Genomic DNA, 18,771 nt, shown 5'->3' on the forward strand with positions numbered 1-18,771 from the left:
ACATGCCCAGCACCGTTCTGGTTGGCGCCCAATGGGGCGACGAAGGTAAAGGCAAGATCACCGATCTCATTGCTAGCGAATACGATTACGTCGTCCGTTATCAGGGCGGCAACAACGCAGGCCATACCGTTATCCACGGCGACAAGAAGCTGGCGCTTCACCTGATGCCCTCCGGCGTCATGTACGAGAACGCCATTCCCGTCATCGGCAACGGCGTGGTGGTCGACCCCGGCGTGCTGGTCAAGGAAATGGCCATGCTCGAGGCCGAGGGTATCTCCTGCAAGAACCTCAAGATCAGCTGCGACGCGCATGTCATCATGCCGTACCACAAGGATCTCGACGGCGCCGATGAGAAGAGCCTGGGCGATCATAAGATCGGCACCACCAAGCGCGGCATCGGCCCGTGCTACCAGGACAAGGTGGCTCGCAAGGGTATCCGCATCCAGGACCTCATGGACGAGAAGATTTTCCGCCTGAAGGTCGAAACCGCCCTGATTCAGAAGAATGCCATCCTGGAGAAGATCTACGGCCTGCACACCTACACGGTCGAGGAGATCTGCGAGGAGTACCTGCCGTACGCCCGCATCCTCAAGCCGTACATGGCCGAGACCAGCCAGATGCTGAACAACGCCGTGCGCGAGGGCAAGTCCATCCTGTTCGAGGGCGCGCAGGGCACCCTGCTCGACATCGACCACGGCACGTATCCCTACGTCACGTCCTCTTCCTGCTGCGCCGGCGGCGCTGCTACCGGTTCGGGCGTGGGCCCGGTCAACATCGACCGCGTGCTGGGCATCCAGAAGGCCTACATCACCCGCGTCGGCGGCGGTCCTTTCCCCACCGAGCTGACGTACTCCGAGGACGGCGGCGAAGGCCTTGAGGCCGAGGAAGGCGAGACGCTGTGCCAGGTCGGCCATGAGTATGGCGTGACCACGGGCCGCAAGCGCCGCTGCGGTTGGTTCGACGCCGTCATCGCGCGCTACGCCGCCGATGTCAACGGCCTGACCGACGTGGCCCTGACCAAGCTCGATGTGCTTTCCGCCTTCGACACCATCAAGGTGTGCGTGGCCTATGAGTGCAATGGCGAGCGTTACGATTACTTCCCCATGCAGCAAAGCGTCCTGTTCCACGCCAAGCCCGTGTACGAGGAGCTGCCCGGCTGGAAGGGCGAGGACATCACTTCCTGCCGCACGTTTGACGAGCTGCCGGAGAACGCCAAGAGCTACGTGGAGTATCTCGAGAAGAAGGTGGGCGTGCCCATCAGCATCGTGGCCGTCGGCCCCGATCGCGACCAGACCATCATGCGCGGCTGGTAAGGCGTCGATAAACTTGATGGACTGCTGTCACTGAATAGCGAAGCGAATCCCGTGCGGGGCTGCATGAATCTGCGGTCCCGCACACGCATATTATCCGAGAGCTGGAAATGGAGGGTTAGTTACATGAACATCTTGGTTTTGGGCGGCGGCGGCCGTGAGCACGCCATTGCGTGGGCCTTGGCGAAATCCCCCCGTACCGACAACCTGTACGTGGCCCCGGGCAACGGCGGAACGGACTCCGTCGCGCAGAACGTGGAGGGCCTGAACGCCGAGGATGGCCAGGCCGTCCTGGAGTTCGTGAAGGGCAACGCCATCGACCTGGTGGTCATCGGCCCGGAAGCGCCGCTGGTGGCGGGCGTGGCCGACGTGCTGCGCGAAGCTGGCGTGGCGGTCTTCGGTCCCGATGCGCAGGGTGCGCAGCTCGAGGGTAGCAAGACGTACAGCAAGGAGTTCATGCAGGCCAACGGCATTCCCACGGCTCGCTATGGCAGCTTCACCGAGCTGAAGCCGGCGCTTGAGTATGTGCACGAGCTGGGCGCTCCCGTCGTCGTGAAGGCCGACGGCCTGGCAGCTGGCAAGGGCGTTGTCGTTGCCGATACCATCGAGGTGGCGGAGAACGCCGTGCGCAGCTGCTTCGACGGCGCGTTTGGCTCTGCGGGCTCGAAGGTGCTCGTTGAGGAGTGCCTCACCGGCCCGGAGTGCTCGCTGCTCGCGTTCGTCTCCGGCGGCAAGGCGCACTGCATGGCAACCGCCCAGGACCACAAGCGCGCCTTCGACGGCGACCGCGGCCCGAACACGGGCGGCATGGGCGTGTACTCCCCGGTGCCCATCGTCACCGATGAGGAGCTTGCCGACATGACGCACATGATGAAGGTCGCCGCGGCGGCAACGGCGCGCGAGCCCTTCAAGAACGATTACCGCGGCGTGCTCTACGGCGGCTTCATGCTGACGCCCGAGGGGCCGAAGGTGCTGGAGTACAACGCCCGTTTCGGCGATCCCGAGACGCAGGTCGTCCTGCCGCGTCTGAAGACCGACCTGGTCGACGTCATGATGGCCGTGGCCGAAGGCCGTCCCGACGACATCGAGCTCGAGTGGGACGACCAGTGGGCCGTGTGCGTGGTGCTGGCTTCCGCCGGCTACCCGGGCAAGTACGAGAAGGGCAAGGTCATCCTGGGCGTTGAGGATGCCGAGGCTATGGATGGCGTGACGGTGTTCCATGCCGGCACCGCCCGCAACGCCGATGGCGAGCTCGTTACCGCTGGCGGCCGCGTGCTCAACGTGGTCGCGCTGGGCAAGACGTTCGACGATGCCCGTGCGAAGGCCTACGAGGCATGCGACGTCATCAACTTCGAGGGCAAGCAGCTGCGCTCCGACATCGGCGCGAAGGCCGCCGCAGGTCGCGGAGCTTGGGCGTAAGGCCGCGTCTTTCGTGCACGGGGAGCGAAGCTTTCGTCGAGATTATATGAGACTGAAACGGTAGGATATAATTCCTACCGTTTTCACTAGGACGAGAAAAGGAGCGCGCGTACATGCTGTCAGAGCGCCTGCTTACGAACGTGGTTCGCCAATGCACGAACCAATACCTGAAGCTCAAACCCACCGATGAGGTGATGATGCCTGCACCTGAGCAGGGGAAACGCTACATGCTGTACATGCACGTGCCGTTCTGCGAGCGCCTATGCCCGTACTGCAGCTTCAACAGGTTCCCGTTCAGCGAGGAGCGCGCCCGCCCGTACTTCGAGAACATGCGCAAGGAGATGCGCATGCTGAAGGACCTGGGTTATGATTTCGACAGCGTTTACATCGGCGGCGGCACCCCCACCATCATGATCGATGAGCTGTGCGACACCATCGACCAGGCGCGCGAGCTGTTCAATATCCAGGAGGTTTCGAGCGAGACGAACCCGAACCACCTGATTCCCAGCTATCTGGACAAGCTGCAGGGCCGCGTGCAGCGCCTGTCCGTGGGCGTGCAAAGCTTCGATGATGGCCTGCTCAAGCAGATGGACCGCTACGACAAGTATGGCTGCGGCCAGGAGATCCTCGAGCGCATCCAGGACGCCAGCCCGTACTTCGTGTCTATGAACGCGGACATGATCTTCAACTTCCCGGCGCAAACCGAGGACATCCTGATCAACGATATCGAGCGCGTCATCGAGAGCGGCTGCACGCAGACCACGTTCTACCCGCTGATGGCGTCGCCGTCGGTTGAGCGCAGCCTTGCGCGCACCGTTGGCAAGGTTGATTACGCTCGCGAGCAGAAGTATTACGAGATCATCAGCGAATTGCTGACGGGCGGCCCGCTGCACCTGTTCGAGCACGGTTCGGCGTGGACGTTCAACAAGAGGAACACGTCGGCCTCCGGTGAGGACGCCATGATCGACGAGTACGTGGTCGACTACGAGGAGTATCCGGCCATCGGCAGCGGCGGTATCACGTACCTGGGCAGCAACTTGTATGTGAACACCTTCAGCGTGAAGGACTATAACAAGTGCATCGAGGCAGGTCACATGTCTATCATGGGCAAAACCACCTTTAGCAAGCGCGATCGCATGCGTTATCGCTTCATGATGCAGCTGTTCGGCCTGCGCCTTGATAAACGCCAGTTCAAGAAGGACTTCGGCTGCTCGGTGGAGATGGGCCTGCCGGTGGAGATGGCGTTTATGAAGGCCTCGGGCGCGTTCGCTACCGACAACGCTGACGAGCTGACGCTGACCCCGAAGGGTCGTTACCTGCTGGTCGTCATGATGCGTCAGTTCTTCATCGGCGTGAACAACCTGCGTGACCAGGCCCGCGCTGCGCTTCCCGGCGAGGAGAAGGAGCTGCTGTTCGGCAGCGGCTGTGCCGAGTGCAAGTAGCGGGGTGCGTTGCCGAAAGAACGCGCGAGTCGCGTTATGGCGGTGGTTTCGCAGCTAGCTGCTTAGCGGCAAGGTATGCATAGGTTCGCTGCTGTTGCCGAGCGGTCTCAAGCGTGTTGCATATTTGCTGGTCAAGTGCTCGTTTAGGGGTTGTTTGGGTAAGCTTTCCTGGGGAAGGAAAACGTATCTCAAAAAAGTTCTGAATCGGGGTTGACGAAAAACGTTTGCTGCCGTAATATACTAACTCGCGTTCGCAACGAACGACTTCTGGTCGGGTAGCTCAGTTGGTAGAGCAGGGGACTGAAAATCCCCGTGCCGAGGGTTCAAGTCCCCCTCCGACCACCATGAACTTCAAAAGCCCGATGGTGAAAGCCATCGGGCTTTTTGTTGTTTTCGAACCTGTTATTCAGGTTTCGCAATTTCGCTCGTGCTGTGTTGGTTCCGTTATCCTGGCCTTGCCTTTCCGAATCCGTTGCCAGGATCTTCTGCGAACCTGCGGATCCGCAGTTGCTCGGCTCTCTTGCTGCTTAGGGTGTTTACTCTGATTCAGCTTTCTCGGTTTTGCTTCCCTAGCCTTGCTGCTCTCGCTTCCTTGGCTTTGTCACACTTCGATCTCCCATAATTTGCGTGCGGTTTTCGCAGTGCATCTTCTTCCGCGTTACACTGCCTTGGAAAGCAAATCACGTGTTGAAAGGGTTGCGAAATGTCTTGCGATCATAAGAATCCCGTCATCGGTATCATCATGGGCTCCGAGAGCGATATGCCCGCCATGGAGCCTTGCATGAAGCAGCTTGAGGAGTTCGGCGTGCCGTACGAGGTGAAGGTTGCTAGCGCGCACCGTAAGCCCGCCGAGGTGCATGAGTGGGCCTCCACTGCGCATGAGCGCGGCATCAAGGTTATCATCGCCGCTGCCGGTAAGGCTGCTCACCTGGGCGGCGTGGTTGCCGCTTACACCCCCGACCCGGTTATCGCCGTCCCCATGAAGACGAGCGACCTGGGCGGCCTGGATTCGCTGCTGTCCATGGTACAGATGCCCTCCGGCGTGCCGGTTGCCACCGTCGCCATCAACGGCGCGAAGAACGCTGCTATCCTGGCAGTGCAGATCATGGGTACCGGCTGCGATGGTGCTCGTCAGAAGATCATCGACATGAAGAAGGCCATGGCCGAGGCGTAAAGCCGGCCACTTGCAAAAGGGCGACGGGGCAACCTGTCGCCCTTTTGCTATCATGAACAGGTATCAAGACGATTCTCTCCACGTTGTTTCACGTGAAACAGCACAGGGGACGATTCCTGAAACCAGGCTTTGAAGCGGGGAAACATATGACGAAGAAACTGCTTATGGGCAACGAGGCGTTCGCCCATGCCGCACTTGAGGCGGGGGTGCGCGTTGTTGCGGGCTATCCCGGGACGCCGTCGTCCGAGGTGACGGAAACCGTGGCGAAGCTGCATGCTTCCGGCGCCGCTCAGGGCATCCATGTGGAGTGGTCCACGAACGAAAAGAGCGCGCTCGAGCTGCTCGCCGGCGCATCGTATTGCGGCGCACGCACGCTGTTCACCTGCAAGCAGGTGGGCCTGAACGTGGCAAGCGACCCGCTGATGAGCCTGAACTACGTGGGGGTGAAGGGCGGCACGGTGTTGTTCGTGGCCGACGACCCCGGTCCTATCTCGTCGCAAACCGAGCAGGATACGCGTAGGTTCGGCAACTTCGCCAAGGTGCCGGTGCTCGACCCGGCAACGCCTGATCAGGGCTTCGACATGATGAAGGCGGCGTTCGAACTTTCGGAGCGCTACAAGACGCCGGTTATCGTGCGCCCCACTACGCGTGTGTGCCATGCCTCGACGTTCTTCGATGTTGTCGAGGAAACGCACGCTAAGCCCATTCCCGAGGAGGGCTTCGAGCGTGGGCCACGCTGGGTCATCTTCCCGAAGCGTGCCTTTGAGGGCCATGGGGAAATCAACGAGCGCCTGCGTGCGATCGCCGTCGATTACGCGACGAACCCGGTTTTGAGCGCATTCAATCCCGTTGACGAGCACCGCGTGGCGGGCCAGCTCACCCGTTACGGTATCGTTGCGGGCGGCGTGTCGGCCGCCTATGCGCTCGAGGCGCTTCGTTTGCTCGAGGAACGCGCGAACGAACGCGGCGTGCAGCTGCCAGCATATCGTTTCTGGCAGGTGGGCACCCCCTTCCCGTTCCCCGAGCGCACGTGCGCCGAGTTCATTAAGGGTCTGACCGACGTGCTCGTGCTCGAAGAGCTCGACCACGTGCTCGAAGACGAGCTTCTGGCGTTCGCGGGCAGGACGCATGCCGAATACAACACGCACGGCAAGCTGACGGGCGAAGCGCGCGATCGCGGTGAGAACGATGTCGACGACATCCTTGCCCGCTTGGCCGTCTACCTTGGCGTCCCCGAGTTGGCCGAGACCGAAGACGCAGCAACCTACGACAACGCCGACCCTGAGCAGCCCCTCCCGGTCCGCCCACCGGTGCTGTGCCCGGGTTGCCCGCATCGCGGCAGCTTCTACGCCGTGAAACGCGCGCTGGGCAAGACCCCGGCCGTGTTCTGCGGCGATATCGGGTGCTATACGCTGGGTAACGCCATGCCGCTTGACGCGGTGGACACGTGCCTGTGCATGGGCGCCGGCATCACCATGGCGCAGGGCTTCTCCGTGGTCGAGCCGCAGAAGAAGGCCCTGGCGTTCGTCGGCGACTCGACGTTCTTCGCCAGCGGTTTGCCGGGAATCGTGAACGCGGTGTACAACGGCCATGACTTTACGCTGTGCGTGCTCGACAACGCCACCACTGCCATGACGGGCAGCCAGCCGCATCCGGGCACGGGCGTGACGCTGATGGGCGAGCGCCGCAAACCGGTTTCCATCGAGGCCGTGCTGAAGGCGGTCGGTTTCGAGTGCATCGTGCACGCCGACCCGCTGAACCTACAGCAGTCCATCGACGCCGCGCGTGAGGCGCTCGATTTCGAGGGACCTTCTGCCATCATGTTCGAAAGCCCCTGCGTGCAGCTGTTCAAGCCGGCCGCTCCTGTGGTGTTGGACGCTCAGCGTTGTACGGGTTGCAAGAAGTGCATCACCGAGATCGGATGCCCCGGCATCGGCTTCAACATCGACGCCCGCGGCCCGAAAAGCGGGGAGCGCGGCCAGGCGTTCATCGACGCCGGCCAGTGCAACGGGTGCGGGCTGTGCACGCAGGTGTGCCCGTTCGACTGCATCTCCGTGGTCGACGCCGCATCCGCCGCAAGCGAAAAGAAGGAGGCCTAGCATGCTGAACATCCTGCTCACGGGCGTAGGCGGTCAGGGAACCGTTTTGGCTGCGAAGGTGCTTGCCCAGGCCGCTTTGGAAAAGGGCTGGCAGGTGCGCACGGCCGAGACCATCGGCATGGCGCAGCGCGGCGGCAACGTGGTGTCGCACGTGCGCATCGGCAACAAGGGCGAGCAGGTGCATGCGCCCCTGGTCAGCCGAGGAACCGCTGACCTGATCATCGCGTTCGAGCCGGCAGAGGCCGCTCGCGTGCTGCCTTTCCTTGCCCCTACGGGGACGCTGGTGTTCGCCACCACCGCGGTTCAGCCGGTGACGGCGGCGCTGTCGAAGAACCCGTACCGCGCTAGCGATGTGATCGCGAACATGGAGCGCGCTCTGACGGATACGCAGGCGAAGCTTGTGCCCGTCGATGATGCCGCGCTCACGAAGGCAGTCGGCAGCCGCAAGGTGCTCAACAGCCTGTTGCTCGCCAAGGCCTTGCAAACCGGATGCGTGCCCATCGATGTCGAAGACCTTCGCGCGGCGATCGCGGCTTGTGTCAAGCCGCGCTTCGTGGATATGAACCTGCAAGCCATCAACGTGGCGGTGGGGGAGTAGCGCCGAAAAACCTTCTGTAACAAGCAACGGGACCGCAAATCGGTCCCGTTGCCGGTTTTGGGGGTTGCTTGCGGTTTGGTTTGGCCTACAATGACCAGTATGACTTCGGTATTCGACATCCACTTCTCCTCAGCCGCGCGCACCGCGTTGGCTGGTCGATGGCTTTAGCTTCAAGACCTGTAAGGCTTGGGGCCGATTTGCCGTGCTTTCCCGCAGCCTTTTCGGGCTTGAAGCGCCTACGCACTTTTCCTCACACAGCATGAATAAAACGAAGCAAGCCATTTGAACAAGGGAGCATACTATGCAGATGAAGCCGGAGCAGCTTGAGATCATCAAAGAGCAGTTCAAAACCCTGAAGGACCGCTCGGCCTTCTACGCTCGCAAATTCAAGGACATCGATCTGTCCGACGTGCAAACCCAGGAAGATTTCGAGAAGCTGCCGTTCTCGGAGAAGGCGGATTTGCGCGAGGCATACCCGCTGGGACTGCAGGCGGTGCCGGACGAGAAGATCATCCGCATTCACAGCTCCTCGGGCACCACGGGCACCCCGGTCGTCATCCCCTACACGCAGAAGGATGTCGACGATTGGGCCACCATGTTCGCCCGCTGCTACGAGACGGCGGGCATCACGAACACCGACCGCATCCAGATCACCCCTGGTTATGGCCTGTGGACTGCCGGCATCGGCTTCCAGCTGGGCTGCGAGCGCCTTGGTGCCATGGCCATCCCTATGGGCCCCGGCAATACCGAAAAGCAGCTGCAGATGATGCAGGACCTGCATTCCACCGTCATCACGGGCACGTCCAGCTATGCGCTGCTGCTTGCCGAGGAGATCGAGAAGCGCGGCCTGCGCGATAAGCTTGACCTGCGCAAGGGCGTCATCGGCTCCGAGCGTTGGGGTGAGAAGATGCGCCAGCGCATCGCCAACGAGCTGGGCATCGAGATCTTCGACATCTATGGCCTGACCGAGATCTACGGCCCGGGCATCGGCATCTCCTGCGAAGAGCATCACGGCATGCACATCTGGGAAGACTACGTGTACTGCGAGATCGTCGACCCGAAGACCGGCGAGCAGCTGCCCGACGGCGAAGTGGGCGAGCTGGTGCTCACCACGCTGCGCAAGGAGGGCGCGCCGCTTATCCGCTACCGTACGCATGACCTGACGCGCATCATCCCCGGCGACTGCAAGTGCAAGTTCGGCAGCCACCACCCGCGCATCGACATCCTGACGGGACGCACCGACGACATGGTCAAGGTGAAGGGCTGCAACATGTTCCCCTCCCAGATCGAGGAGGTTCTGCAGTTCACCGATGGCGCGTCGTCCGAGTATCAGGTGATGATCGAGGCAATCAACGGCCGCGATGTGCTCACCGTGCTGTTCGAAACGCCGCTTGAGGGCGAGGAGCGCGAGCAATGCGAGCAGCAGCTGGCGGCGATCTTCAAGGCGAAGATCGGCTGCACCCCCGAGGCGAAGGGCGTTCCCATGGGCGAGCTGCCGCGCAGCGAGAAGAAGTCGAAGCGCATCTTCGACTCCCGCTACTAAAAGCTTGCGAACAGGTTAAACGAGAATCGAAGCCGGGCCATGTGCCCGGCTTCGCCGCGTTTCGGGAGCGATGGCCTGGTTGGTTGCCGGGGAGGGTGCGACGCGGTTTTCGATTTGTTCAGTTTCGCTTTGAGGCTTTGAATGAGCGACGTTCGCTGGCGGCGGCCGCGTGGCATGTATTCCTCTACTTCGCTTCAGGGTCCTGTATTTGCGGTGGCCGACAAGGGCGATGGGAGGTCTTTTTCGTCCGACATCACCACATTTCGAAGGTTTCGTCCCCTTTGCTGCTAATTCGAACCGCTTTGCTAGGAAATAATGTAGCCGTTCGGGAAAATCCTGGACGGAAAGGCACTTGACTGTGGTAGAGTAGCGCCCATGAGCATCGTGAACGGACATATCGCCGCATCCCGCAGCGCTCAGCAGCCCGCTGAGCTTGCTGCCATGCTGTGCGCCTTCGAAGTCCAAACGATGCCTTTTGCAGGTAAGACCGCCGGTGAATGCGGTGCGACGAAGCCTTGCCTTCCTTCCTATTATTATTCCTATCGATATCTGTAGCACACGGGGCTTAGCCGCTGCGTGCGTCCGTTAGACGTGGCGTATGTTCGCAGCGAACTCGGGCTTGTGCCGTGTGCGTCTCCGGGTTGGGCGACTTAGATGCGTTCGCTTGCCCAGCCGTGTCCTTGACGAGGGGCAGTTGCTTTCCGAACAGGGAAGATTCCACGGTCTACACGATATCGATCGGTAAAGGAACGATCATGGTCGCAAAAATCTGCATGGTTTTGATTTTCGTCGGCGTAGCGGTCGGGGTCGGCTTGTATTGCCGCCGCACCACCACCAGCGTCGACGGTTTCGTTCTGGGCGGACGCAACGTCGGCCCTTGGATGAGCGCTTTCGCATACGGCACCAGCTACTTCTCCGCTGTGGTGTTCGTCGGCTATGCCGGCCAGTTCGGCTGGAAATACGGTATCGCCGCCGTGTGGGCCGGCATCGGCAATGCCATTCTCGGCAGCCTTTTGGCCTGGTGGGTGCTCGGTCCGCGCACGCGTGAGATGACGCATCGCCTGGGCGCCACCACCATGCCCGAGTTCTTCGGCAAGCGTTTTCAGTCGAAGGGCTTGCGCATTGCCAGCGCGGCCATCATCTTCGTGTTCCTGATCCCGTACACCGCAAGCGTGTACAACGGCCTGTCCCGTCTGTTCGGCATGGCGTTCGGCCTTCCTTACGAGGTGTGTGTCATCGGCATGGCTGTCATCACATGTCTGTACGTGGTTCTGGGCGGTTACATGGCAACCGTCATGAACGACTTCCTGCAGGGTATCGTCATGTTGTTCGGCATCGTCGCCGTCATTGCGGCGGTTATCCTGAACAACGGCGGCTTCAGCGAGGCCATCACCACGCTGTCGCAGATCCCGGCCGAGGGCTCGCAGATGGCCGGCCCGTTCGTCAGCATGTTCGGCCCCGATCTGTTCAACCTGCTCGGCGTGGTGGTGCTGACCAGCCTTGGCACCTGGGGTTTGCCGCAGATGGTGCAGAAGTTCTACGCCATCAAGTCCGGCCCGGCGGTGAAGCAGGGCGCCATCATTTCCACGCTGTTCGCGTTCGTGGTTGCCGGCGGCAGCTACTTCCTGGGCGGTTTCGGCCGTCTGTACGCCGACAAGATCGAGATCGGCCCCACCGGCATCCCGGTGTACGACTCCATCATCCCGACCATGCTGTCCACTTTGCCCGATATCCTTATTGGCATCGTGATCGTGCTTGTGCTGTCCGCCAGCATGTCCACGCTGTCCTCGCTTGTGCTGACCTCGTCCTCCACGTTGACCCTCGACCTTCTGCAGGGCAATGTGGTGAAGAAGATGAGCGAGCAGAGCAAGCTCGGCTGGATGCGCGTCCTTATCGTGGTGTTCATCATCGTGTCCGCGGCGCTGGCGTTGATCCAGTACAACTCCTCCATCACGTTCATCGCGCAGCTCATGGGCATCTCCTGGGGTGCGCTGGCCGGCGCGTTCCTCGGCCCGTTCCTGTGGGGCCTGTACTCCGGGCGCATCTCCAAGGCCGCCGTGTGGTGCAGCTTCATCGTGGGCGTGTGCCTGACCAGCGGGAACATGGTGCTCACGCTGATGGGCACGCCGCTAATCGCCAGCCCCATCAACTGCGGTGCCCTGGCAATGCTGCTGTCTCTGATCATCGTGCCGGTGGTCAGCCTGTTCACCAAGTCCGTTCCTTTCGAGGTGAACCCGCCCAGTCCCGAGGGCGCCATCGACCGCGAGTACCAGCACGAGCTGGTCGCGGAACGCAAGGCAGCGGAATAGCCTTTCGATTACGGTTTGTTGTAATGGGTTAGCGAACTGCGCAAAACTGAATGTTTTCGAGCAGGAGGCGGACGATGTATATCGTTCGCCTCTTCCTATTCCTTTTGTTTCACGTGAAACCCCTCCGGCGGAATCCTGATGCGGTTCGACCGTTGCGCTTGTATACTGATTCGCAATGGACTTTGAGGACCTTATGGAGAAAGGGAAGGGAAATGGAAGAGGCTTTCGAGCTTATCAGCACCGGCGCTTGGTCCATCGTGCCGCCGTTGCTGGCGTTGGCTCTGGCGCTCATCACTAAAGAGGTGTATTCGTCGCTGACCATCGGCGTGTTCGTCGGCATGGTCATCTACCAGTTCACCCTCAACGGTGTCGGCGTCGACCAGCTGGTCACGGCATTCACCGATGTGCCGAACGCGATGGCGCTGCAAATCGCCGATAACGGAGCGTTGCTGCTGTTCCTTGCGTTATTGGGCGCGCTTACCGTGGTCATCGCCACGGCGGGCGGCAGCCGCGCTTATGCCGAGTGGGTGTCCACTCATATCAAGAACGCGCGCGCCGCGCAGGTGCTCACGGGTTTGCTGGGCATCATCATCTTCGTCGACGACTACTTCAACTGCTTGACGGTCGGCGCGGTCATGCGTCCTGTGACCGATCGCTTCCATGTCAGCCATGAGAAGCTGGCCTGGATCATCGACTCCACGGCAGCCCCGGTGTGCATCATCGCTCCGGTGTCCTCGTGGGCCGTTGCGGTCGGCGGTTACCTGGGAGACGACGGTTTCAGCACGTTCGTGCAGTCCATTCCGTACAACTTCTATGCGCTGCTCACCATCTTCTTCGTGTTCTTCATGCTGATCACGAACAAGAACGATTACGGTCCGATGCGCGCTGCCGAGGCGGAGGCGCAGTCCTCCGACGGCGCCTCTGCTGAGGGCGGCAAGCTGCTGGAGAAGCTGTCCACCATGGGCCTTTCCGATCAGGCGGAAGCCGATCCCGACGACCATACGAATCTGGAGTCGGTCGTCACCGAGCAGGCCGATATCGAGCAGTCCGCATCGGCGGCCATCGACGAGTACAAGGGCCTCAACATCTCCGAGAAGGGCAAGGTTTACGACCTGATCGTGCCTATCCTGGTGCTGATCTTCTTCTCGATCTTGGGCATGATGTACACGGGCGGCTTCTTCGAGGGCGTTGACTTCGCCACTGCCGTCGGCGAGAACCCGGTCGGCGGTCTGTGCATCGGCGCTACGGTGGCCCTGTGCGTTGCCGGCGCCATGTTCCTGCCGCGCGGCCTGACCACGCTGAGCGGTTTCGTGGAGAGCATCTCCGAGGGCGTGCGTTCCATGGTCGGCGCCATCATGATCCTGGTGCTGGCATGGAGCTTGGGCGGTTGCTGCCGTTACATGCTCGGCACGGGCGATTTCGTGAGCAGCTTCCTGAACAGCTTGGGCGTGAGCCTGGCCATCCTGCCGTGCATCATCTTCCTGGTGGCAGGCTTCATCGGCTTCGCCATGGGCACGAGCTGGGGCACCATCGCGCTGATCCTGCCCATCGTGGTCGGCGTGTTCAACGAGGGCGATCCGCTGTTCCTGGTTGCCGTGGGTGCGACGCTGGCAGGTGCCGTGTACGGCGATCATATCTCGCCGATTTCCGACACCACCATCCTGTCGTCTGCGGGTGCGAAGTGCAACCACCTGCGCCACGTGGCCACGCAGCTGCCGTACGCGACCACCGTCATGGTCGTCTGCTTCGTGTGCTATGTCGTCGCCGGCTTCACGGGCAATCCCTGGATTTCCCTGGTGCTGGGTGCGGTGCTCATCGTGGTTGCGGTGAAGATCCTGCACAAGTCCAACATCGGCGTGAAGAAATAAACTCCGATGCGCGGCAAGCGCCGCAAAAGTGGCAAGAAAACAAAGGGAGGGTTCCGCTGGGAACCCTCCCTTTTTTGTTGAACGGCTATTTGCGGAAAACGCGCGGGGTTTGACTTCGACAGAAGGCCTGTTGATTTAGCCTTGTTTTCGGGTGTGTGAGGGCTCGTCCTTGCTCGAGGGCATCCCTAGAAGATGTAGCGGCCCGCCAATGCTATCGCCGTCCGTCCCTTTTCGCGCCATATTGCTATCTCGCCCGCATTCGCGCTATGCCGAGAAGATATGGGGGAGGGGGAGGTCGTGAGGTTCGGTGGGCACGTGGTCGACGCGCTGCTCTTCGAACGCCACGCCGGCTACGAAGCAGTCATCGCGCAGCTCGGGAAGGAACCGGTCGTAATTCCCGCCGCCATACCCGAGGCGCATAAGGCCGCTGTCGAAGGCCACCAGGGGGATGACGGCGACGTCGAACAGCTGCTCATCGGCTTCTCGCCAGCCTTGGGCATGCAGGTCGTCAAGCAGGTAGGGGCGTGCTGGGTGATCGAGGAAGGCGGGGCGCTGCTCGGTCAAGTGGTTCTGCGTGATCGGGAAGAACACCATGTGCGCCGGCGCATCCGGAGCGTTCTTGGCCATGCAGGGCAGAAACACCTCCCAGCCGCGTTCGTATGCCGTGAATAGCAGAGGGTGCACGTCTACTTCGCTGCTCATAGGCTCGTAGGCGGCGATGCGCAGCTGCTTCGCGGAAGCACACGAGGGCGTTTCGCCTGCAAATCTTTCGTCGATCTCTGTAAGGAATCGCTCGCAGATGAGACGGCTCTTCTCCTTGCGCTCGGCATCGGGAATCGCTTTGCGTCGGGCGAGGACCGAAGTCCGCGTATCTTGTTTCAAAGTCATACCGTCTTCCTCAAAAATGGACGAAATCTCAGCATCGTGTGAAAAAGCATAGCAATAAAGTAGAGGTTTATCGCTTGCGCTAGTATGTAAGCATACTCGTTGGGTCTGGCGATGGCTATGACAACAACGGGGAAACGAGGCGGCGGTGCGCCCAGCCGAGGCCCTGACAGGCGGCGCTTCACGGTGCAGCTGGGACTCCGGCAGGCATCGCTTCACCGCCCACCGCCCGAGCATGGGCATGGGCACGGAATCATCCATGCACGTGGCTCTAATGCGTTTGCGAAAGCCTCTATAGCAGATGACCAGGGATTTCGTTGACGAAGAAAACAGGGAAGGTGTACATCGTCCGTCCCTGTTTGGAGCATCGAACACGAAATAGGAACGAGGGAAACGGTGCACTTCAAGGCTTCGGTCGAATATGGGATGCGTGCGGTGCTGTATCTAGCGGAAAAGGGCTCGATATGCTCGTCTCGCGAGGTGGCCGATGAGATGTCCATTCCGCGCGACTACCTGATCCAGTTGGCGCAGCTGCTGCGCAACGCCGGGATCATCCATGCACGTCCAGGCAAAAACGGCGGATACACCTTGGCGAAGGACGCGTCCAATATCAGCATGCTTGACGTGTTCAACGCGCTGCAGAACGACCGACCGCGTTCGGAGCGTAAGGAAGCGGGGGAGGAAGCAAGCGACCTGCTGCAGGACATCACCGCCGCATGCTCCGCAGTCGAACGCGAAATGGAAGATTATATGTCCTCCATCACCCTACAGAACATGATTGAACGCATCCACGGCAAGGAATCCGACACCGCTTCCGGTTCTACCCGATTCCAAACACCTGCATAACGAGCAGGATCGCGGTGAGCACGGAGACGATGCCTACGGTGATCCAGATGAGCACCTTTGTCACGCGGCCGGACTTGAACTTGCCCATGACGCGCTTATCCGACGAAATCAGCGCCATGAACACCAGTAGCACCGGCAGCACCAGGCCGTTGATGAACTGGGCCATGAGCATGACGCCCATGAGGTCGATGTTCGGGATGAGCACGATGACGGCCGAGAACGCGATGACGAACGTGAAGATGCTCTTGAACAGCGGCGCTTCTTTCCACTTGAAGGACACGCCGGCCTCCCAGCCGAATGCCTCGCAGATAACGAATGCCGTGGTCAGCGGAAGCACGCATGCGGCCAAGAACGATGCGGCGATCAAGCCGATGGCGAACAGGGCCTCGGCATATTTGCCCGCGAACGGCGCCAGCGCGGCGGCCGCGTCGGCGGCGTCGCTGATGACGATTCCCTGCGGATACAGCACAGTGCCCGTAGTGACGATGATGAACCACGCGACCAAGCAAGCAGCTACGGTGCCGGAGACCACATCGACTTTCTGCGTGAACAGCTCGTCGGGCTTGATGCCTTTCTCAACCACGTTGCTCTGGTTGAAGAACATCATCCATGGCGCAATGGTGGTGCCGATCATGGATATGACCAGTGAAACGAAGCTCTGCTGGTATACCACGTGCGGCACGACGGTGTTGATAGCCGCATCCTCCCAGTTCGGCTGCGCCAAGAATGCCGCAATCACGTAGGTGAGGAACACGAGCGACAAGATGAGGAACACCTTCTCCACGCGCTTGTAGCTGCCTCCTACGATGAGCAGCCAGACGGCTAACGCGGCGACGGGCACGGCGATGTATTTCGACACGCCGAACATCTCCATGCCCGAGGCGATGCCTGCGAACTCGGAGAACGTGGTGCACACGTTGCCGATGAGCAGCGCGAGCATGGCGAGCGCCGTGAGCCTGATGCCGAAGGACTCGCGGATGAGCGCGGCGAACCCCTTGCCGGTGACGGCGCCCATTTTCGCAGCGGTCATTTCCACCACGATGAGCAGCACGCACATGATGGGGATGACCCACAACGTTGCGAAGCCGAACTGCGCGCCAACGGTCGAGTAGGTGGAGATGCCGCCGGCGTCGTTGCCGGCCATGGCCGTAACGATGCCCGGGCCCATGGCTGCCAGGATGAGCAGCAGCTTGCTCTTCTGCTTGCTGGAGCCGCCGGTCTGCTCGAGCGCCTGCTTTTCCGCAAGCTGCTCGGCGGACAGTGTAGCCTCGCCGGTATGGAAGCTGCTGCGCTCCAGCGGATTATGCGAATCGATGTCGGCAACGCGCCCGGTCTTGCTGTTCTGCTTCAAAACCACGGCTTACCTCCAATGGAATCCTGCGATTTGCAGTACGACAAGGGTGTACAGAATCAAGAACAGCAGAGCACCGGTCGCAATACCCACCCACTTCCACACGGAAGTCTTCGTTTTGTCGCTGCTGACGTCGTCCTCGATGGCGTCCCAGGCGTCGTCGATGGTGACGATGCCCAGCAGGGCGCCGTGCTCGTCCACGACGGGCATGGCGGTCAGGTCATACTTGAAGATGTCGGCGGAGACGTCCTCTTCGGTTTCGTCCGGCGTTGCGGTGATCAGGTCGTCGTACATGCACTTCGACATGGGCGTTTTGTCGTCGGTGAGCACCAGGGTGCGCAGCGAGCAGACGCCGACCAGCTTGTCGTATTCGTCCAGCACGTATACGAAGTGGACGGAAGGATGGTCCTCGGGAAGTTCGCGAAGCACTTCGATGGCGTGCCCGACGGTGTCGGTGTCGGCGACGGATACGAACTGCGTGGTCATCATGCCGCCGGCGGTGCCGTCTTTGTAGCCGAGCAAGCGGCGGATTTCCGTTGCGTCCTCCACGCCCATAAGACGAAGGAGCGTTTCGGCGCGCTCGTAGGACAGGTCGCGCACGATGTCGGCTGCGTCGTCCGGATCCATGTTGCCCAGGACGCTTGCAGCCTGCTTGTTGTCCAAACTTTCGATGAAGTCGGACTGGTATTCATCCTCCATCTCCGAGATTGCTTCGGTAGCCTGGGCGTCGTCGAGGTGCTCGAACACGTTCGCACGTTGTTGCGGGTCCAGCTGCTCCAAAATGTCCGCGACGTCGGCGGGGTGGAGCTCGTCCAAGCGCTTATGGGTGACGGACAGCTGCACTTCGGAAAGGTCGCGGTCCAGCAGGTCCATGTAGTTCCACGCGATGATCTGCTCGTCGATCTTCTTACCGAAGACCTTGGCGACGGAGACCACCGAGCGCTCGATCCAGGGAGCAAGGCCGCGCAGGATGCCGCGGACGCCCACCTCGGCGCCGAGCAGGCGCAATTGGGAGCCGGATACGGAAAGCTTCAGGTCGTTTACGCGCACGACCTTCAGGCCCTGCGTGTCGACGATCTGGCGGTTCATGAGGTCGCGTGCAAGCAGCACCTCGTCGGGCTGTAGATAGCTGAAGCGGATGTCGTGCGCTTCGACCTGCAGGGTGAGGCCGTCGTCGTCGAACTCGTCGACGTACTTGCGCCATGAGATCATGAACGGGATTTTGCCCGGACCCTGGAAGGCCAGGCTGGTGATGCGCGGAAATACCTCGCCCGTGGAGATGGCAAGGTCGGATACGGTGCCGATTTTCTCACCGGTGCAGTCAACGACCGGCTTTCCCAGCATTTGAGAGAGATAGAGCATGATCAATTCCCTTACTGTCCATGCTCGCGTTCGGCAGGGGCTTTTACGGATGCCAGATAATGCTACGTCTGCCATACGGCAACGGCGTTATGGGTACGTAAAGCTTCTGTCAAACGAGAGCGCGTTGCAGCCTGCTCCTTCGGCTGCCAGCGTAAGGGAGGAGTCGAAGGAAGGCTACATACTGTGAGGTTTCGGTTTTCGAACCTTCAACAGGGTTCCTTTCTTTGGCCTACAAAACAAAAAACCGCATGTGCTCGGTGGAGCCATTGCGGAATTTCAAGCTAAGTGGTGCGCCGTGAGGGATTCGAACCCCCGACGTACTGATTCGTAGTCAGTCCCTCTATCCAGCTGAGGTAACGGCGCACATTGTCAAACGCGCTGTTAAAATGGTGCGCCGTGAGGGATTCGAACCCCCGACGTACTGATTCGTAGTCAGTCCCTCTATCCAGCTGAGGTAACGGCGCACATTGTCAAACGCGCTGTTAAAATGGTGCGCCGTGAGGGATTCGAACCCCCGACGTACTGATTCGTAGTCAGTCCCTCTATCCAGCTGAGGTAACGGCGC

The 18,771-nt window shown here is 60.8% G+C and carries 14 protein-coding genes and 4 tRNA genes; 12 read left to right on the forward strand and 6 right to left on the reverse strand.

Features of this window, described 5'->3' with window-relative positions:
- Nucleotides 1-2: 2 nt before the first annotated feature.
- The 11 genes from Q0G75_RS03225 (at nucleotide 3) to Q0G75_RS03275 (ending at nucleotide 13,762) form a co-directional block, all read left to right on the forward strand.
- Nucleotides 3-1,313 (forward strand): adenylosuccinate synthase, encoded by a 1,311-nt coding sequence (locus Q0G75_RS03225; protein ID WP_294415237.1) that lies wholly within the window; start codon nucleotides 3-5, stop codon nucleotides 1,311-1,313.
- A gap of 123 nt (nucleotides 1,314-1,436) precedes the next feature.
- A complete protein-coding gene (gene purD, locus Q0G75_RS03230) occupies nucleotides 1,437-2,729 on the forward strand; it encodes a phosphoribosylamine--glycine ligase (protein ID WP_294415234.1) in 1,293 nt (430 codons plus the stop codon).
- A gap of 113 nt (nucleotides 2,730-2,842) precedes the next feature.
- A complete protein-coding gene (locus Q0G75_RS03235) occupies nucleotides 2,843-4,171 on the forward strand; it encodes a coproporphyrinogen III oxidase family protein (RefSeq protein ID WP_294415232.1) in 1,329 nt (442 codons plus the stop codon).
- Nucleotides 4,172-4,440: 269 nt separating this feature from the next.
- Nucleotides 4,441-4,516, forward strand: a tRNA-Phe gene (locus Q0G75_RS03240).
- 358 nt (nucleotides 4,517-4,874) lie between these two features.
- Nucleotides 4,875-5,345 (forward strand): 5-(carboxyamino)imidazole ribonucleotide mutase, encoded by a 471-nt coding sequence (purE, locus tag Q0G75_RS03245; protein ID WP_276667854.1) that lies wholly within the window; start codon nucleotides 4,875-4,877, stop codon nucleotides 5,343-5,345.
- Between the two features lie 146 nt (nucleotides 5,346-5,491).
- A complete protein-coding gene (locus tag Q0G75_RS03250; RefSeq protein WP_294415230.1) occupies nucleotides 5,492-7,444 on the forward strand; it encodes a thiamine pyrophosphate-dependent enzyme in 1,953 nt (650 codons plus the stop codon).
- Between the two features lies 1 nt (nucleotide 7,445).
- A complete protein-coding gene (locus tag Q0G75_RS03255; RefSeq protein WP_294415228.1) occupies nucleotides 7,446-8,042 on the forward strand; it encodes an indolepyruvate oxidoreductase subunit beta in 597 nt (198 codons plus the stop codon).
- Nucleotides 8,043-8,343: 301 nt separating this feature from the next.
- Nucleotides 8,344-9,585 carry a phenylacetate--CoA ligase family protein gene (locus Q0G75_RS03260; protein ID WP_294415226.1) on the forward strand — a complete coding sequence of 414 codons (1,242 nt, stop codon included), beginning with the start codon at nucleotides 8,344-8,346 and terminating at the stop codon, nucleotides 9,583-9,585.
- Between the two features lie 375 nt (nucleotides 9,586-9,960).
- Nucleotides 9,961-10,140, forward strand: coding sequence for a hypothetical protein (locus Q0G75_RS03265; protein ID WP_294415224.1), 180 nt, complete (start codon nucleotides 9,961-9,963; stop codon nucleotides 10,138-10,140).
- 200 nt (nucleotides 10,141-10,340) lie between these two features.
- A complete protein-coding gene (locus tag Q0G75_RS03270) occupies nucleotides 10,341-11,894 on the forward strand; it encodes a sodium:solute symporter (protein WP_294415221.1) in 1,554 nt (517 codons plus the stop codon).
- A 212-nt stretch (nucleotides 11,895-12,106) separates the two neighbouring features.
- The gene (locus Q0G75_RS03275; protein ID WP_294415218.1) at nucleotides 12,107-13,762 is read left to right on the forward strand and encodes a Na+/H+ antiporter NhaC family protein; all 1,656 of its coding nucleotides are present in this window, start codon (nucleotides 12,107-12,109) and stop codon (nucleotides 13,760-13,762) included.
- A 264-nt stretch (nucleotides 13,763-14,026) separates the two neighbouring features.
- Here the strand turns inward: Q0G75_RS03275 and Q0G75_RS03280 are convergent, their stop codons facing one another.
- Nucleotides 14,027-14,650 carry a 5-formyltetrahydrofolate cyclo-ligase gene (locus tag Q0G75_RS03280; RefSeq protein WP_294415217.1) on the reverse strand — a complete coding sequence of 208 codons (624 nt, stop codon included), beginning with the start codon at nucleotides 14,648-14,650 and terminating at the stop codon, nucleotides 14,027-14,029.
- A gap of 393 nt (nucleotides 14,651-15,043) precedes the next feature.
- On the opposite strand from Q0G75_RS03280, the gene Q0G75_RS03285 reads away from it, so the two are divergent.
- Complete coding sequence (locus Q0G75_RS03285; RefSeq protein ID WP_294415216.1) at nucleotides 15,044-15,493, forward strand: Rrf2 family transcriptional regulator; 450 nt, start codon at nucleotides 15,044-15,046, stop codon at nucleotides 15,491-15,493.
- Here Q0G75_RS03285 and Q0G75_RS03290 read toward each other — a convergent pair.
- From Q0G75_RS03290 to Q0G75_RS03310, 5 genes are all read right to left on the reverse strand, one after another.
- A complete protein-coding gene (locus tag Q0G75_RS03290) occupies nucleotides 15,468-16,850 on the reverse strand; it encodes an NRAMP family divalent metal transporter (RefSeq protein ID WP_294415212.1) in 1,383 nt (460 codons plus the stop codon). The two genes, Q0G75_RS03285 and Q0G75_RS03290, sit on opposite strands and share 26 nt — an antisense overlap.
- Nucleotides 16,851-16,853: 3 nt before the next feature.
- Nucleotides 16,854-18,206: a CBS domain-containing protein gene (locus Q0G75_RS03295; RefSeq protein ID WP_294415210.1), complete on the reverse strand. Its 1,353-nt coding sequence runs from the start codon at nucleotides 18,204-18,206 to the stop codon at nucleotides 16,854-16,856.
- Nucleotides 18,207-18,492: 286 nt separating this feature from the next.
- A tRNA-Arg gene (locus tag Q0G75_RS03300) sits at nucleotides 18,493-18,569 on the reverse strand.
- 24 nt (nucleotides 18,570-18,593) lie between these two features.
- Nucleotides 18,594-18,670, reverse strand: a tRNA-Arg gene (locus tag Q0G75_RS03305).
- A gap of 24 nt (nucleotides 18,671-18,694) precedes the next feature.
- Nucleotides 18,695-18,771, reverse strand: a tRNA-Arg gene (locus tag Q0G75_RS03310).

It is taken from the genome of uncultured Senegalimassilia sp. (assembly GCF_934636665.1).
Classification (GTDB): Bacteria; Actinomycetota; Coriobacteriia; order Coriobacteriales; family Eggerthellaceae; genus Senegalimassilia.

Bases quoted from the DNA above. Each gene is read 5' to 3' on its own strand.
- Q0G75_RS03225 (WP_294415237.1), top strand. From the start codon at position 3: ATGCCCAGCACCGTTCTGGTTGGCGCCCAATGGGGCGACGAAGGTAAA.
- purD (WP_294415234.1), top strand. From the start codon at position 1,437: ATGAACATCTTGGTTTTGGGCGGCGGCGGCCGTGAGCACGCCATTGCG.
- Q0G75_RS03235 (WP_294415232.1), top strand. From the start codon at position 2,843: ATGCTGTCAGAGCGCCTGCTTACGAACGTGGTTCGCCAATGCACGAAC.
- purE (WP_276667854.1), top strand. From the start codon at position 4,875: ATGTCTTGCGATCATAAGAATCCCGTCATCGGTATCATCATGGGCTCC.
- Q0G75_RS03250 (WP_294415230.1), top strand. From the start codon at position 5,492: ATGACGAAGAAACTGCTTATGGGCAACGAGGCGTTCGCCCATGCCGCA.
- Q0G75_RS03255 (WP_294415228.1), top strand. From the start codon at position 7,446: ATGCTGAACATCCTGCTCACGGGCGTAGGCGGTCAGGGAACCGTTTTG.
- Q0G75_RS03260 (WP_294415226.1), top strand. From the start codon at position 8,344: ATGCAGATGAAGCCGGAGCAGCTTGAGATCATCAAAGAGCAGTTCAAA.
- Q0G75_RS03265 (WP_294415224.1), top strand. From the start codon at position 9,961: ATGAGCATCGTGAACGGACATATCGCCGCATCCCGCAGCGCTCAGCAG.
- Q0G75_RS03270 (WP_294415221.1), top strand. From the start codon at position 10,341: ATGGTCGCAAAAATCTGCATGGTTTTGATTTTCGTCGGCGTAGCGGTC.
- Q0G75_RS03275 (WP_294415218.1), top strand. From the start codon at position 12,107: ATGGAAGAGGCTTTCGAGCTTATCAGCACCGGCGCTTGGTCCATCGTG.
- Q0G75_RS03280 (WP_294415217.1), bottom strand. From the start codon at position 14,650: ATGACTTTGAAACAAGATACGCGGACTTCGGTCCTCGCCCGACGCAAA.
- Q0G75_RS03295 (WP_294415210.1), bottom strand. From the start codon at position 18,206: ATGCTCTATCTCTCTCAAATGCTGGGAAAGCCGGTCGTTGACTGCACC.